Below are 13,366 nucleotides of genomic sequence, written 5' to 3'. Positions count from 1 at the left end.
AGCCATGACACAAAAAGCCCGTTCGCGGGCTTTTTTTGGGACTGGAAAAGCACCCGTCCTCGGGTAAGATGCTGATTAATTGACGTTAACGTCAACTTGGAATATCCATGGCCTCGCACTGTGAAGCGCCTGAGATCCTGTTCCAAGATCCATCGACACCATCTGCTCAACAAGGAGACACGGCAATGCAGATTTCAAACAAGGTATTCATCGTCACCGGCGGCGCATCGGGCCTGGGCGAAGGCACGGCACGCATGCTGGCCAAGGAAGGCGCGACCGTCGTCATCGCCGACATGAATGCAGACAAAGGTGAAGCCATCGCCAAGGAGCTGGGCGGCGCTTTCGTCAAATGCGATGTCTCCAATGCCGAGCAGGCGCAGGCTGTGGTCGACAAGGCCGTTTTGCTGGGCAAGCTGTTCGGCCTCGTCAATTGCGCAGGCATTGCTCCGGCTGAAAAGACGGTGGGCAAGAACGGTGCGCATTCGCTCGACGTCTTCAGCAAGACGATCACCGTCAACCTCATCGGCAGCTTCAACATGATCCGCCTGGCTGCCACCGCCATGAGCAAAAACGAGCCTGAAGCCACCGGTGAGCGCGGCGTACTGATCTCCACGGCCAGCGTGGCCGCCTATGACGGCCAGATTGGCCAGGCAGCGTATGCTGCGTCCAAAGGCGGCGTGGTGGGCATGACACTGCCGATTGCCCGCGACCTGGCCCGCAACGGCATCCGCAACATGACAATTGCACCCGGCATCTTCGGCACGCCCATGCTGTTTGGGATGCCCCAGGAAGTGCAGGACGCGCTGGCAGCTGGCGTGCCCTTCCCCAGCCGCCTGGGCAAGCCGGAAGACTATGCCAAACTCGTCAAGCAGATCATCGAAAACGACATGCTCAATGGCGAAGTGATCCGCCTGGACGGCGCGATTCGCCTGGCCCCCAAGTAAATCGCCATACCCACAACAAAATGCCTTCCCGGTATGGGAAGGCATTTTTCTATGTGCATGCGCGTTTCGCCAATGGTTCAGAAGAGAAATAAGAGCGCAAACAAAAAGCCCTCTTGCGCAAAGCAAGAGGGCTTGGAATCTGGCGGAGTGGACGGGACTCGAACCCGCGACCCCCGGCGTGACAGGCCGGTATTCTAACCAACTGAACTACCACTCCTGGCAGGAAGCTTTGCTAGCTATTGTATAGCATCAAGCGCTTCAAACTTGGCGACCCTACGGGGATTCGAACCCCGGTACTCACCGTGAAAGGGTGATGTCCTAGGCCTCTAGACGATAGGGTCAATCCTAGAACTTCTGGCTGTTTCCAACCAGCATGTTTTGTTTGGTGGAGGTAAACGGGATCGAACCGATGACCTCTTGCATGCCATGCAAGCGCTCTCCCAGCTGAGCTATACCCCCCAATATTTTTATATCAACCCAATACTTTGTCGGGATCACTCGCTGTACTTCAGTACAGCTTCGCGATCCCTTCGCGTCTTGGATCGATCTAAAAACATTCAAAAACTGTGGCGGAGTGGACGGGACTCGAACCCGCGACCCCCGGCGTGACAGGCCGGTATTCTAACCAACTGAACTACCACTCCTGGCAGGAAGCTTTGCTAGCTATTGTATAGCATCAAGCGCTTCAAACTTGGCGACCCTACGGGGATTCGAACCCCGGTACTCACCGTGAAAGGGTGATGTCCTAGGCCTCTAGACGATAGGGTCAATCCTAGAACTTCTGGCTGTTTCCAGCCAGCGTGTTTTATTTGGTGGAGGTAAACGGGATCGAACCGATGACCTCTTGCATGCCATGCAAGCGCTCTCCCAGCTGAGCTATACCCCCAATATTTTTATATCAACCCAATACTTTGTCGGGATCACTCGCTGTACTTCAGTAAAGCTTCGCGATCCCTTCGCGTCTTGGATCGATCTAAAAACATTCAAAAACTGTGGCGGAGTGGACGGGACTCGAACCCGCGACCCCCGGCGTGACAGGCCGGTATTCTAACCAACTGAACTACCACTCCTGGCAGGAAGCTTTGCTAGCTATTATATAGCATCAAGCGCTTCAAACTTGGCGACCCTACGGGGATTCGAACCCCGGTACTCACCGTGAAAGGGTGATGTCCTAGGCCTCTAGACGATAGGGTCAAAACCTGGAACTACTTTTCAGTAACCGATTAAAAAAGCGCCCTCTTCATACAAAGGCGCTTTTTGCATCAAGCGACTGACCAAATGGCGGAGTGGACGGGACTCGAACCCGCGACCCCCGGCGTGACAGGCCGGTATTCTAACCAACTGAACTACCACTCCTGGCAGTGAAGCGTTGCTAGCTATTATATAGCATAAAGTGCTTCAAACTTGGCGACCCTACGGGGATTCGAACCCCGGTACTCACCGTGAAAGGGTGATGTCCTAGGCCTCTAGACGATAGGGTCAAAACCTAAGAACCGATTCATTAAAAACGCATCGTTTCCGACAAATCTTGGTGGAGGTAAACGGGATCGAACCGATGACCTCTTGCATGCCATGCAAGCGCTCTCCCAGCTGAGCTATACCCCCAAAATCCTGGCAAACAACCCTCAGTTATTAAGTGCTGCTCACCAAAGACTTGAATTATAGGGTGAATTTTATCGCTTTTGGAGTCTTTCGGTAATTTTTTCACGTCCCAGCAATGCAAGCACCGCATCCACCGATGGGGTGTGGGCCGTGCCCACAGCCAAAACCCGCACTGGCATTGCCAGTTGGGGCATCTTGATGCCATGGGTCTTGAGCACCTGCTTGAAACCGGCGCTGATCGATTCCTTGCTCCAGTCGCCCTGCTCCAGCACCTGCAGCAGTTCATCGATCACCGGCGTGATCTCTGCCGTGACATGCTGAGCCAGGTCTTCCGCACTCGGCTGCGGATCGCGGTAGAACACCTGGGCCCAGTTGGCCAGGTCAACCAGGGTGTCGCAGCGATCCTTGAAGAGGCCGCAGATGCGTGGCAGACGACCATCAGACAACTCTCTGGAGTCGAGCCCCAGCTTCTGCAGGAAGGGCATCACCATGGCAGCCAGCTCATCGTCAGGCGTCATCTTCATGTGCTGTGCATTCACCCAGCGCAGCTTGGCCTCGTCAAACTGACCCGCGCTGCGGCCCAGGTGATCCAGATTGAACCACTCCAGGAACTGCTGGCGGGAGAAGATTTCATCATCGCCGTGGCTCCAGCCCAGGCGCGCCAGGTAGTTCACCATGGCATCAGGCAGGTAGCCCTCATCACGGTACTGGGTGACAGCCTTGGCGCCATTGCGCTTGCTCATCTTCTCGCCCAGCTCGTTGAGCACGGTGGGCAGATGGGCAAACACGGGCACGGTCGCACCCAGCGCCTCAAAGATGTGAATCTGGCGCGGCGTGTTGTTGACATGGTCATCCCCGCGGATCACGTGGGTGATGTTCATGTCCATGTCGTCCACACAGACGCAGAAGTTGTAGGTGGGTGTGCCATCGGGGCGCGCGATCACGAGGTCATCCAGCTCCGAGTTCTGGAACTCGATATGGCCCTTGCACTTGTCGTCCCAGCCGACCACGCCGGTCAACGGCGTCTTGAAGCGCAGCACGGGCTTGACGCCTTCCGGCACCGGAGGCAGCACTTTGCCTGGCTCTGGCCGCCAGGTACCGTCATAGCGCGGCTTTTCCTTGTTGGCCATCTGCTTTTCGCGCAGCGCGTCCAGCTCTTCCATGCTCATGTAGCAGGGGTAGACTGCCCCCTTTTCCTGCAAGGTGGCCAGCACTTCCTTGTAGCGGTCCATGCGCTGCATCTGGTAGAACGGGCCTTCATCAGGGGTCAGTTGCAACCAGGCCATGCCTTCCAGAATGACATCGACCGATGCCTGCGTCGAGCGCTCCAGGTCGGTGTCTTCGATACGCAGGATGAAATCACCCTCGTTGGCGCGCGCAAAGGCCCAGGGATACAGGGCCGAGCGGATGTTGCCCAGGTGGATGAAGCCGGTCGGCGAAGGTGCGAATCGGGTACGTACTTTTTGTGTCATTTGAGGGTATCCAGTCCGCGGGAGAGATCGGCTTTCAGGTCATCCAGATGCTCCAGCCCCACGGAAATGCGAATCAGGCCCTGACCCACGCCAGCGGCCTGGCGCTGCTCTTCCGTCAGGCGGCCGTGCGAGGTGCTGGCCGGGTGGGTGATGGTGGTTTTCACATCGCCCAGGTTGGCGGTGATGCTGCACAGCAAGGTGCTGTCGATCACATGGAAGGCATTGGCACGCAATTGTTCGGCATTGTGGCCACGCACATCGAACGACAGCACAGCGCCGCCCAGGCCGTTTTGCTGGCGCATGGCCAGCTCGTGCTGCGGATGGCTCTTGAGGCCCGGGTAGTAGACCCGCGCCACCTTGGGGTGCGCTTCCAGCCAGGCGGCCAGCTCCAGCGCAGCAGCGCTTTCTGCCTTGACGCGCAGCGACAGGGTCTCCAGCCCCTTCATCACCACCCAGGCGTTGAAAGGCGAGAGGTTCAGGCCACCGCTGCGCAGGAAGGTGCCCATCACCTTGTCCACCAGTGCCACCGTACCGCAGACGGCTCCCGCCATGACGCGGCCCTGGCCGTCGAGGAACTTGGTGCCCGAGTGCACCACGAGATCAGCCCCAAGCTTGACCGGCTGCTGCAGCACGGGCGTGGCAAAGCTGTTGTCCACGGCCAGCAAGGCGCCGTGTGCATGGGCAATGTCGGCCAGCGCGGCGATATCGCACAGGTCGGTGAGCGGGTTGGTCGGCGTTTCGGCAAACAGCATGCGCGTGTTCGGCCTGATGGCGGCCTTCCAGGCGGCAGTATCGGTTTGCGACACGAAGGTGGTCTCCACCCCGAAACGCGCCATCTCGGTGCCCAGTAGCTTGATGGTGGAGCCAAACATGGACTGCGAGCAGATGACGTGATCGCCCGTCTTCAGTGCAGTAAGCGCCACCAGCAGAATCGCAGACATGCCCGTGGATGTAGCCACCGCACATTCGGTGCCCTCCATCGCGGCCAGCCTGCGCTCGAAGCTCGTCACTGTGGGGTTGCTGGTGCGCGTGTAGGTATAGCCCTCTTCCTGCGCGGCAAACCGGCGTGCTGCCGTCTCGGCGCTGGGCTGCACAAAGCTGCTGGCCAGGTACAGCGCCTCGCTGTGCTCGCCCCACTGGCTGCGGTCCACCGCCTCACGAACCGCCAAGGTGTCTGGATGCAGACCCTGCGGCAATGCTTTATTTGTCATTCAGATTCCAGTACGGCCAGAGTGCCGTGTTCAGGCCACATCGGCGGCATTGCGCAGCGACAGGCGCGAGGTATCTACATCGTCTTCTTCGGTGGCAACGCGGCCCTCATTGACGCGTGAGATGCCCTCTGCGGTGATGCCTGTGACGTAGACGCCGTCAAAGCAGGAGGCCTCGAAGCCATGCACATCGGTATTGAGCTTGCCCACGGCCATCTTCATACCGTCCACATCCTGGTAGATCAATGCATCGCAGCCAATGTACTGGCGAATTTCTTCCAGGCTGCGGTCATGCGCCACCAACTCCTTGGCGGTGGGCATGTCGATGCCGTAGACATTGGGGAAACGCACCGGCGGCGCAGCACTGGCCAGGTACACCTTGTTGGCGCCTGCATCACGCGCCATCTGCACGATCTCCTTCGATGTGGTGCCACGGACGATGGAGTCATCCACCAGCAGCACATTGCGGCCCTTGAATTCGCTGCTGATGGCATTGAGCTTCTGGCGCACCGATTTCTTGCGCGTGCCCTGGCCCGGCATGATGAAGGTACGGCCCACATAGCGGTTCTTGACGAAGCCTTCGCGGTACGGCTTGCCCAGCAACTGCGCCAATTGCATGGCGCTGGGGCGGCTCGACTCGGGGATGGGGATCACGGCATCGATCTCATTGGGCGGCACCATGGAGACCACACGCTTGGCCAGGGTCTCGCCCAGGTTCAGGCGGGCCTGGTAGACCGACATGCCATCGAGCACCGAATCGGGGCGCGCCAGGTACACAAATTCAAAGATGCAGGGATGCAGGGTGGAGTTGTCGGCACACTGCTCGAAGGTGGTGGTGCCGTCATCGTCGATGAACACGGCTTCACCAGGCGCGATGTCGCGGTCGAGCTGCTGCATCGTGCCTTCCAGCGCCACGGATTCGCTCGCCACCATGACCGTGCCGTCCGCCCCCTTGCCAATGCACAGCGGGCGGATGCCATTGGGGTCACGAAAAGCCACAACGCCGTGGCCGGCAATCAGCGCGATTACCGCATACGATCCCTTGATACGCTTGTGCACCGCGCGCACGGCGTTGAACACGTCGGCCTTCTGCAGCGGAACACCACGCGTGGCGCGCTCCAGCTCATGCGCAAACACATTGAGCAGCACTTCCGAATCGCTATCGGTATTGGTGTGACGATGGTCCGTCGAAAACAGCTCCTTGCGCAACTCGACCGCGTTGGTCAGGTTGCCGTTGTGCACCAGCACGATGCCAAAAGGCGCATTCACGTAGAAAGGCTGCGCCTCTTCTTCGCTGTACGCGTTGCCGGCCGTGGGGTAACGCACCTGGCCCAGGCCCACATTCCCCGGCAAGGCGCGCATGTTACGTGTGCGGAACACATCCTTGACCATGCCCTTGGCCTTGTGCATGAAGAACTTGCGTCCCTGTTGCGTTGCGATGCCGGCTGCATCCTGTCCACGGTGTTGCAACAGCAACAGCGCGTCATAGATCAATTGATTGACCGGCGTGCTACTGACGACTCCGACGATTCCACACATATTGAGCGTTCCAAAAACGTTAACGCGGCTCTGCCGCGATGCGCGAACCAGCCTCGGTGAGCTGGTCCACCAGCGAAGACCAATGTCTTCCCATTTCCTGCGGCATCCATGGCCGCAATACCGACACTGCTGACACCAGGTACGGTGCCAATACGGAAGTGTTCCAGATTTGCGATTCCCGCATCGGTGTCAGCAGAAAAACCAGAGCGATCAATACAAGTAGTAACAGGCCACGCACAGCCCCGAACAAGGCACCCAGGGCACGGTCAAAGGGCCGCAGGCCCACCATGGTGACCAGTTTGCCAATCAGCCAGATCACGACGCCCAATGCAAACAAGGCGGCGATGAAGGCAATCACGAAGCCCGCCCCTGTGCGCAGGCCTTCGTCCACATCCTGCATGGGTAGCCAGGTACCAACCGTCTCGCCCCACAGCCGCGCGGCAATGAAAGCCAGCACCCAGCTGGCCAGGGACAGCACTTCGAACACCAGGCCACGCCAGGCGCCAATCAGCACCGAGCCCAGCAACACCACCAGCAACACCCAGTCAAGCGCGGCCACAGAATGCCTCAGGCAAGCGGGCCAGCGCACCAGGCGTATGGCCAGCAGATGGGGGCATGACACTGCATCACAAGCACCACTGCCCGTGCCTACATGGGCACCAGCGCAGCGGGCAGGCCCTGGGCCTTGACCTTCGCTGCAGCACGTTCAGCCTCTTCCTTGCTGTTGAAGGGGCCCACACGCACACGGATACGGTTGCCCGCCGAGGTCTTCACATTCTGCGTGAAGGCTGAAACCCCTGCCATCTGCAGTTTGGCGCGCACCTCGGAAGCCTTCTCCGCCTCGGCAAACGCGCCTACCTGAATGATGTAGCGCGACGACGCTGCAGCAGCTTCGGGCTTGGCAGCAGGCGCAGCAGCGGCATTGCTGCGGCCCTCCATCATGGCGCGGACGCGGTCTGCCTCGTCATCTCGCTTGGGCTTGGGCTGCTCCTTGGGCTTTTCTTCCTTCTTGGGCTCTTCCTTGGGCTTGGCCTCAGGCTTTGTTTCTGGCTTGGACTGCGGCTTGGCCTCTGGCTTGGACTCCGGTTTGGTTTCAGGCTTGGGCGCTGGCTTGGGCTCTTCCTTGGGCTTGGCTTCAGACTTGTGCTCCGGTTTGGCTTCGGGCTTGGTCTCTGGCTTGCTGACAGCAGGCTTGTCTGCAGGCTTTGCCGAAGCGGCGGCCGCTGCAGCCGCGCTTGCAGCCGCCGCAGCGGTTGCTGCATTCTGGGCGGTGCCTGATGCGTGGCCACCTGCGCCGCTGCCCGAGACAATTTCTTCTCCAGCCACCAGACCGTTGTCGGTACGGGCCGGCCCCACCGAGGCGGCAGGGGGCACGCTCAGCGCAGCCACCCTTTCGCGGTCCGGAATCTCGATGGAAGCATTCACCGGCAGCGGACGCGGCTGGGTGTCGAACAGCATCGGAAAGCCGATGATGGCCAGCAGCACCAGTACAGTCGCGCCGATCAGGCGGTGGCGCGCGCGGCGCCGCATGGCGTCTGCGCTTTCGGCAGGGTTGCTGCGGGGCGCACGGATCACGCGCTGGTTTTCAGCGTCCTGCTGTTTTTTGCCGGGCCATCGAAGATTGAAAATTGCCATGGACGATTTGGAGTTGAGCGTCGGGCCGTACCACCGTCAGGCGGCACTTAGTTCAGGTGCTTGGCATCCAGCCGGGGAACACCATCCTTCAACACCCCACCCACCGTATAGAACGAGCCGAAAACCACAATTCTATCAGCGGGCTCTGCAGCTTCGATAGCAGCACGCAAAGCCGCCATGGGGTCTGGATGGCAGCTGGTTGTTACATCGTGGCGTTTGTCCGACAGCAGCTGCACCGCATTCCATTTGGACTGCAGATCGGCAGCTTTCTCGGCGCGCGGCGTGGGCAGATCGGTGAAGTACCAGCGATCAATCAGCGGCCCGATCTTGCGCAGCATGGGGGTCAGGTCCTTGTCGTGCATGGCCCCGAAGATGGCATGCGTGACCGGGAAATAACCCATGGCGTCCAGATTGGCGGTGAGCGCTGCAATGGCGTGCGGGTTGTGCCCCACGTCCAGCACCAGCGTGGGCTGGCCCGGCACGATCTGGAAGCGCCCTGGCAACTCGACCATCGCCAGGCCATTGCGCACCGCCTGGGCTGTGACCGGTAATTTGTTACGCAATGCTTCATAAGCGGCCAGCACGCCCGACGCATTGACCAGCTGGTTGGCGCCGCGAAGCGCTGGGTAGGCCATGCCCGAATAACGGCGACCGCGCCCGGCCCAGCTCCACTGCTGCTTGTCGCCTTCATAGTTGAAATCGCGACCAAAGCGCCACAGATCGGCACCAATCGCCTCGGCATGGTCGATCACGCTTTGCGGTGGCATGGGGTCGCTCACCACGGCAGGCTTGCCAGGGCGCATGATGCCGGCTTTCTCGCGACCAATCGACTCACGATCCGGCCCGAGCAGATCCATGTGGTCGAGATCGACACTGGTGATGATGGCGCAGTCGGTGTCGATGATGTTGGTGGCATCGAGCCGCCCACCGAGACCGACTTCCAGAATCGCGACATCCAGCTTGGCCAGGCTCAAGAGGCGCAGTATCGCCAGCGTCGTGAACTCGAAATAGGTCAACGAGATTTCGGGCGGCTGCAGCCGTGCCGCCTCCACTGCCTCAAAATGCGCAATCAGATCTGCAGCAGACACGATCTCGCCACGCACGCGGCAGCGCTCCTCAAAATGCACGAGATGCGGCGAGGTGAACACTCCCGGGCGATAGCCCGACTCCAGGGCTATCGCCTCTGCCATGGCACAGGTCGAGCCCTTGCCATTGGTGCCCGCCACGGTGATCACCGGGCAGTCAAAACGCAGCGCCAGCCGCTCCGCCACAGCCTTGACACGCGTCAAGCCCATATCGATGGTGGAAGGATGAATCTGCTCGCAGTGGGCCAGCCACTGATCCAGGGTGTCGAATCGGGTTTGCATGGGGCCAGATTGTCGCGTAATTAGGGCTGTGTCATCATTTGCACCTATGAGTAACCACACCATCACCGTCTACGGCATCCCCAATTGCAGCACCGTCAAAAAGGCCCGTACCTGGCTGGACGAGCAAGGCGTTGCCTACCAGTTTCACGACTTCAAAAAGGCCGGCGTGCCACAGAGCCATGTGCCCACCTGGATTGCCCAGGCCACCTGGGAAAAGCTCGTCAACCGCCAGGGCACGACCTGGCGCAAGCTTGATGCGGCTGTTCAGCAGAGCGTCACCGATGCCGCCAGCGCCACGCAACTGATGCTGGACAACCCCAGCGTCATCAAGCGCCCGGTCGTCGAATGGGCAGATGGCTCGGTCACCGTTGGGTTTGACGAGGCCGCCTGGAGCAAAAAGACCTCCTGAACGCCTGGCACCTGATGGATTGGGCCTTTTGCAAAGGGCAAGGCAGCAGGTGCTTGCTATCAAAATTAAAGTGCCAGCGCACTTCAATCCAGCGCAGGCAGCCGGTTTGGCTTTCATCGCAATGGTTGATGGCTCTTTTACCTGTGTTTTACCTGCGCGCGAACCGCGGGAAACGCTGCCGCCGTAGCATACCAATCCATAGGGCTTGCAACACTGCGTACCAAGGCCTGGAAAAGGCTTGTAAAGCTTGTCGTCGCGGCATCCTGGTGGGGCGTTAATCGCCCAAGCCCGCACAAGTTCGTAACCATTTTGGAGGCGTGTATGCCACGATTCCTGTCCAACCGATTGATTCCTCCACTCTCTGCCCTGGTGTTTGCCACGGCATGTGCAGGTGCCTGGGCGCAAAGCCAGAACTCTGGCGTGTATGACAGGTACGACGGCTACCAGCCGCAACCCTCCGCTCAGCCCGATCCGTTTCTCGATCAGCCCGTGTCCAACGCCCAGCCTCCGCTGCCTGCTGGCGAGCAGCCCTATGGCAAGGTCGTCTCCGTGCGACCCAATTACCGCCAGGTCAACGTGCCACAACAGGTTTGCAATGACCAGCAGGTTTATGCCGGTCAGCGCAATTCGGGCGTGGGCGCCATTGCCGGCGCGGTGATTGGCGGCGTGCTGGGCAATGGCGTGGGCCACGGTTTTGGCCGGGCTGCGGCGACCGGCGTAGGCGTGGTTGCAGGCTCGGCCATCGGCAACCAGCTCGAAGGCGGCTACCCCAGTTACCAGACGGTGCGCCAGTGCGGCACGCAGTATGTGACGCAGGACCAGCCCGACGGCTACACCGTTGACTACGAATACGCAGGCCGCCGCTACAGCACGCGCACCGATACGCAGCCGGGCGAATGGATTCCCCTGTCGATTCAACCAGCCGCCACCTACGACAACTATGCCCCCCAGCCTTACGCCAATACCGGGCCCAACCGCGCGATGCCCGAGCCTGGCGTGGTGGTCGGCTCCGGCATGATGCCTGCGCCCGCTCCTGTCTACATGGCCCCGGCCCCTGCCTACTACGCGGCACCGATCGCCGTGCAACCGGTGATCCAGCTGGGCATCGGAGGTTACTGGGGCGGCGGACACCGCCATTGGCGCTGAACGCCTAAATCTGTTATCAAACGGGGCACGGCCCCGGCCAGCCACTGCGCTACACGCCCCCAGTGTGTCAGCGCAGTTTCCTTTGGCCTTGTATGGGCAGGAAAGCCTTGCCTGCCCATGTCTCCCGCGCAGCTGTACCGACCCACCCGCATGGGGAGAGCAGGCACGGGCCCGCCGCACTGCCCTACAATGGGGGTTTTCCTCCTTTTTGCGCAATCTCCATGACCACTGCAAGCATCGCTGGCGTCACGTTGACGACCAAGGCCAATGTTTATTTTGACGGCAAGTGCGTCAGCCACAGCTACCAACTGGCCGACGGAACCAAGCAATCGGTGGGCGTGGTGCTGCCCGCCACCTTGACGTTTGGCACGGCTGCCGCCGAGATCATGGAGTGCGTGGCAGGTTCGTGTGAGTACAGGCTCGACGGCAGCGACGAGTGGAAGAAATCCAGCCCGGGCGAAAAATTCAGCGTGCCTGCCAACAGCAAGTTCGACATCCGCGTGACCGAGTCGTACCACTACATCTGCCATTACGCCTGAGCCGCAGCGCCAGCAACAGGTTTTTTGGCCGCCAGCGCATAGCTAGAAAGCGCTGACAGCTATCGTTTTTATAGAGAACAGCACCATGGAAACCATCCTGCAACACGTCCCCGTCGGCCAGAAGGTCGGCATCGCATTCTCCGGCGGCCTCGACACTTCGGCCGCACTGCGCTGGATGAAGAACAAGGGCGCCCTGCCCTATGCCTATACCGCCAACCTGGGCCAGCCTGACGAAGAGGACTACGACGCCATCCCCCGCAAGGCCATGGAGTACGGCGCAGAAAAGGCCCGCCTGATCGACTGCCGCGCGCAGTTGGCGGGCGAAGGCATCGCCGCCATCCAGGCTGGCGCCTTCCACATCAGCACCGGCGGCATCACCTATTTCAACACCACGCCGTTGGGCCGCGCCGTGACCGGCACCATGCTGGTGGCCGCCATGAAGGAAGACGACGTCAACATCTGGGGCGATGGCTCCACCTTCAAGGGCAACGACATCGAGCGCTTCTACCGCTATGGCCTGCTCACCAACCCGCAGCTCAAGATCTACAAGCCCTGGCTGGACCAGCAGTTCATTGACGAACTCGGTGGCCGCACCGAGATGTCGGAATTCCTGATCAAGGAAGGCTTTGGCTACAAGATGTCGGTCGAAAAGGCCTACTCCACCGACAGCAACATGCTGGGCGCCACGCACGAAGCCAAGGATCTGGAGCAGCTCGCCAGCGGCATCCGCATCGTCAACCCCATCATGGGCGTCGCATTCTGGAAGCCCGAAGTCGAAGTCAAGGCCGAAGAAGTGTCGGTCACCTTTGAAGAAGGTCGCCCCGTTGCCCTGAACGGCAAGCGCATTGAAGACCTGGTGGAATTGTTCCTGGAAGCCAACCGCATTGGCGGCCGCCACGGCCTGGGCATGAGCGACCAGATCGAAAACCGCATCATCGAAGCCAAGAGCCGCGGCATCTACGAAGCCCCCGGCATGGCACTGCTGCACATTGCCTACGAGCGCCTGGTCACCGGCATCCACAACGAAGACACCATCGAGCAGTACCGCGTGAACGGCCTCAAGCTCGGCCGCCTGCTGTACCAGGGCCGCTGGTTCGACCCGCAGGCCATCATGCTGCGCGAAACCGCCCAGCGCTGGGTGGCCCGTGCCATCACCGGCACCGTGACGCTGGAGCTGCGCCGCGGCAATGACTACTCGCTGCTGAACACCGAATCGCCCAACCTGACCTACGCGCCCGAGCGCCTGTCGATGGAAAAGGTGGAAGATGCGCCGTTCAGCCCGGCAGACCGCATCGGCCAGTTGACCATGCGCAACCTGGACCTGATGGATACCCGCGACAAGCTGGCCATCTACACCCAGACCGGCTTGCTGACCGCAGGCAGCGGCCATGCCCTGCCCCAGCTGGGTGGCGACAAGAAGTAATCGGTAATCGGCAGCCGCCGCCTTCCGCCCCTCAAAGCCGCTGCAGCCGCAGCGGCTTTCTTTATTTCAGATCCAGCAATCG

11 protein-coding genes and 11 tRNA genes are annotated in these 13,366 nt (G+C 60.5%); 5 read left to right on the top strand and 17 right to left on the bottom strand.

The annotated features are described in order from the left end of the window. Positions 1 to 185: 185 nt before the first annotated feature. The gene (locus ABIE32_RS18725; protein WP_429018291.1) at positions 186 to 944 is read left to right on the top strand and encodes a 3-hydroxyacyl-CoA dehydrogenase; all 759 of its coding nucleotides are present in this window, start codon (positions 186 to 188) and stop codon (positions 942 to 944) included. A gap of 140 nt (positions 945 to 1,084) precedes the next feature. Here the strand turns inward: ABIE32_RS18725 and ABIE32_RS18720 are convergent. The 17 genes from ABIE32_RS18720 to folC form a co-directional block, all read right to left on the bottom strand. Further along, positions 1,085 to 1,161 (bottom strand) — tRNA-Asp (locus ABIE32_RS18720). Positions 1,162 to 1,209: 48 nt separating this feature from the next. Continuing rightward, a tRNA-Glu gene (locus ABIE32_RS18715) sits at positions 1,210 to 1,285 on the bottom strand. A gap of 42 nt (positions 1,286 to 1,327) precedes the next feature. Continuing rightward, a tRNA-Ala gene (locus ABIE32_RS18710) sits at positions 1,328 to 1,403 on the bottom strand. A gap of 108 nt (positions 1,404 to 1,511) precedes the next feature. Continuing rightward, positions 1,512 to 1,588: transfer RNA gene (locus ABIE32_RS18705), tRNA-Asp, on the bottom strand. Between the two features lie 48 nt (positions 1,589 to 1,636). Next, positions 1,637 to 1,712, bottom strand: a tRNA-Glu gene (locus tag ABIE32_RS18700). A 42-nt stretch (positions 1,713 to 1,754) separates the two neighbouring features. Beyond that, a tRNA-Ala gene (locus tag ABIE32_RS18695) sits at positions 1,755 to 1,830 on the bottom strand. Positions 1,831 to 1,937: 107 nt separating this feature from the next. After that, a tRNA-Asp gene (locus tag ABIE32_RS18690) sits at positions 1,938 to 2,014 on the bottom strand. A 48-nt stretch (positions 2,015 to 2,062) separates the two neighbouring features. Then, positions 2,063 to 2,138: transfer RNA gene (locus ABIE32_RS18685), tRNA-Glu, on the bottom strand. Between the two features lie 85 nt (positions 2,139 to 2,223). Continuing rightward, positions 2,224 to 2,300 (bottom strand) — tRNA-Asp (locus ABIE32_RS18680). A 49-nt stretch (positions 2,301 to 2,349) separates the two neighbouring features. Continuing rightward, positions 2,350 to 2,425 (bottom strand) — tRNA-Glu (locus ABIE32_RS18675). 48 nt (positions 2,426 to 2,473) lie between these two features. Beyond that, positions 2,474 to 2,549: transfer RNA gene (locus ABIE32_RS18670), tRNA-Ala, on the bottom strand. A gap of 68 nt (positions 2,550 to 2,617) precedes the next feature. Next, the gene (gene gltX / locus ABIE32_RS18665) at positions 2,618 to 4,018 is read right to left on the bottom strand and encodes a glutamate--tRNA ligase (RefSeq protein ID WP_429018288.1); all 1,401 of its coding nucleotides are present in this window, start codon (positions 4,016 to 4,018) and stop codon (positions 2,618 to 2,620) included. Beyond that, entirely contained in the window at positions 4,015 to 5,229 is a 1,215-nt protein-coding gene (locus tag ABIE32_RS18660; RefSeq protein WP_429018285.1) for an O-succinylhomoserine sulfhydrylase, read from the bottom strand. The genes gltX and ABIE32_RS18660 overlap by 4 nt, the downstream gene beginning before the upstream one ends. A gap of 30 nt (positions 5,230 to 5,259) precedes the next feature. Continuing rightward, a complete protein-coding gene (gene purF / locus ABIE32_RS18655) occupies positions 5,260 to 6,765 on the bottom strand; it encodes an amidophosphoribosyltransferase (protein WP_429018282.1) in 1,506 nt (501 codons plus the stop codon). A 19-nt stretch (positions 6,766 to 6,784) separates the two neighbouring features. Further along, on the bottom strand, positions 6,785 to 7,324 hold the full coding sequence (locus ABIE32_RS18650) for a CvpA family protein (RefSeq protein ID WP_224152244.1): 540 nt from the start codon (positions 7,322 to 7,324) through the stop codon (positions 6,785 to 6,787). Positions 7,325 to 7,413: 89 nt separating this feature from the next. After that, positions 7,414 to 8,400, bottom strand: coding sequence for an SPOR domain-containing protein (locus ABIE32_RS18645; RefSeq protein WP_429018279.1), 987 nt, complete (start codon positions 8,398 to 8,400; stop codon positions 7,414 to 7,416). 47 nt (positions 8,401 to 8,447) lie between these two features. Further along, positions 8,448 to 9,767, bottom strand: coding sequence for a bifunctional tetrahydrofolate synthase/dihydrofolate synthase (folC, locus tag ABIE32_RS18640; protein WP_224152242.1), 1,320 nt, complete (start codon positions 9,765 to 9,767; stop codon positions 8,448 to 8,450). 46 nt (positions 9,768 to 9,813) lie between these two features. Here folC and ABIE32_RS18635 point away from each other — a divergent pair, with 46 nt between their 5' ends. The 4 genes from ABIE32_RS18635 (at position 9,814) to argG (ending at position 13,284) form a co-directional block, all read left to right on the top strand. Next, positions 9,814 to 10,176, top strand: coding sequence for an ArsC family reductase (locus ABIE32_RS18635; RefSeq protein ID WP_429018275.1), 363 nt, complete (start codon positions 9,814 to 9,816; stop codon positions 10,174 to 10,176). A gap of 321 nt (positions 10,177 to 10,497) precedes the next feature. Then, a complete protein-coding gene (locus ABIE32_RS18630; protein WP_429018272.1) occupies positions 10,498 to 11,322 on the top strand; it encodes a glycine zipper 2TM domain-containing protein in 825 nt (274 codons plus the stop codon). A gap of 221 nt (positions 11,323 to 11,543) precedes the next feature. Next, positions 11,544 to 11,861 (top strand): pyrimidine/purine nucleoside phosphorylase, encoded by a 318-nt coding sequence (locus ABIE32_RS18625; protein ID WP_429018269.1) that lies wholly within the window; start codon positions 11,544 to 11,546, stop codon positions 11,859 to 11,861. A gap of 85 nt (positions 11,862 to 11,946) precedes the next feature. Then, a complete protein-coding gene (gene argG / locus ABIE32_RS18620) occupies positions 11,947 to 13,284 on the top strand; it encodes an argininosuccinate synthase (RefSeq protein WP_429018268.1) in 1,338 nt (445 codons plus the stop codon). Positions 13,285 to 13,366 lie beyond the last annotated feature (82 nt).

The organism is Comamonas sp. 4034 (assembly GCF_050434545.1).
GTDB classification, from domain to species: Bacteria; Pseudomonadota; Gammaproteobacteria; order Burkholderiales; family Burkholderiaceae_C; genus Comamonas; species Comamonas odontotermitis.
The sequence above is the reverse complement of the archived record's forward strand: the minus strand, read 5'-3'. Positions and strand labels throughout refer to the sequence as shown.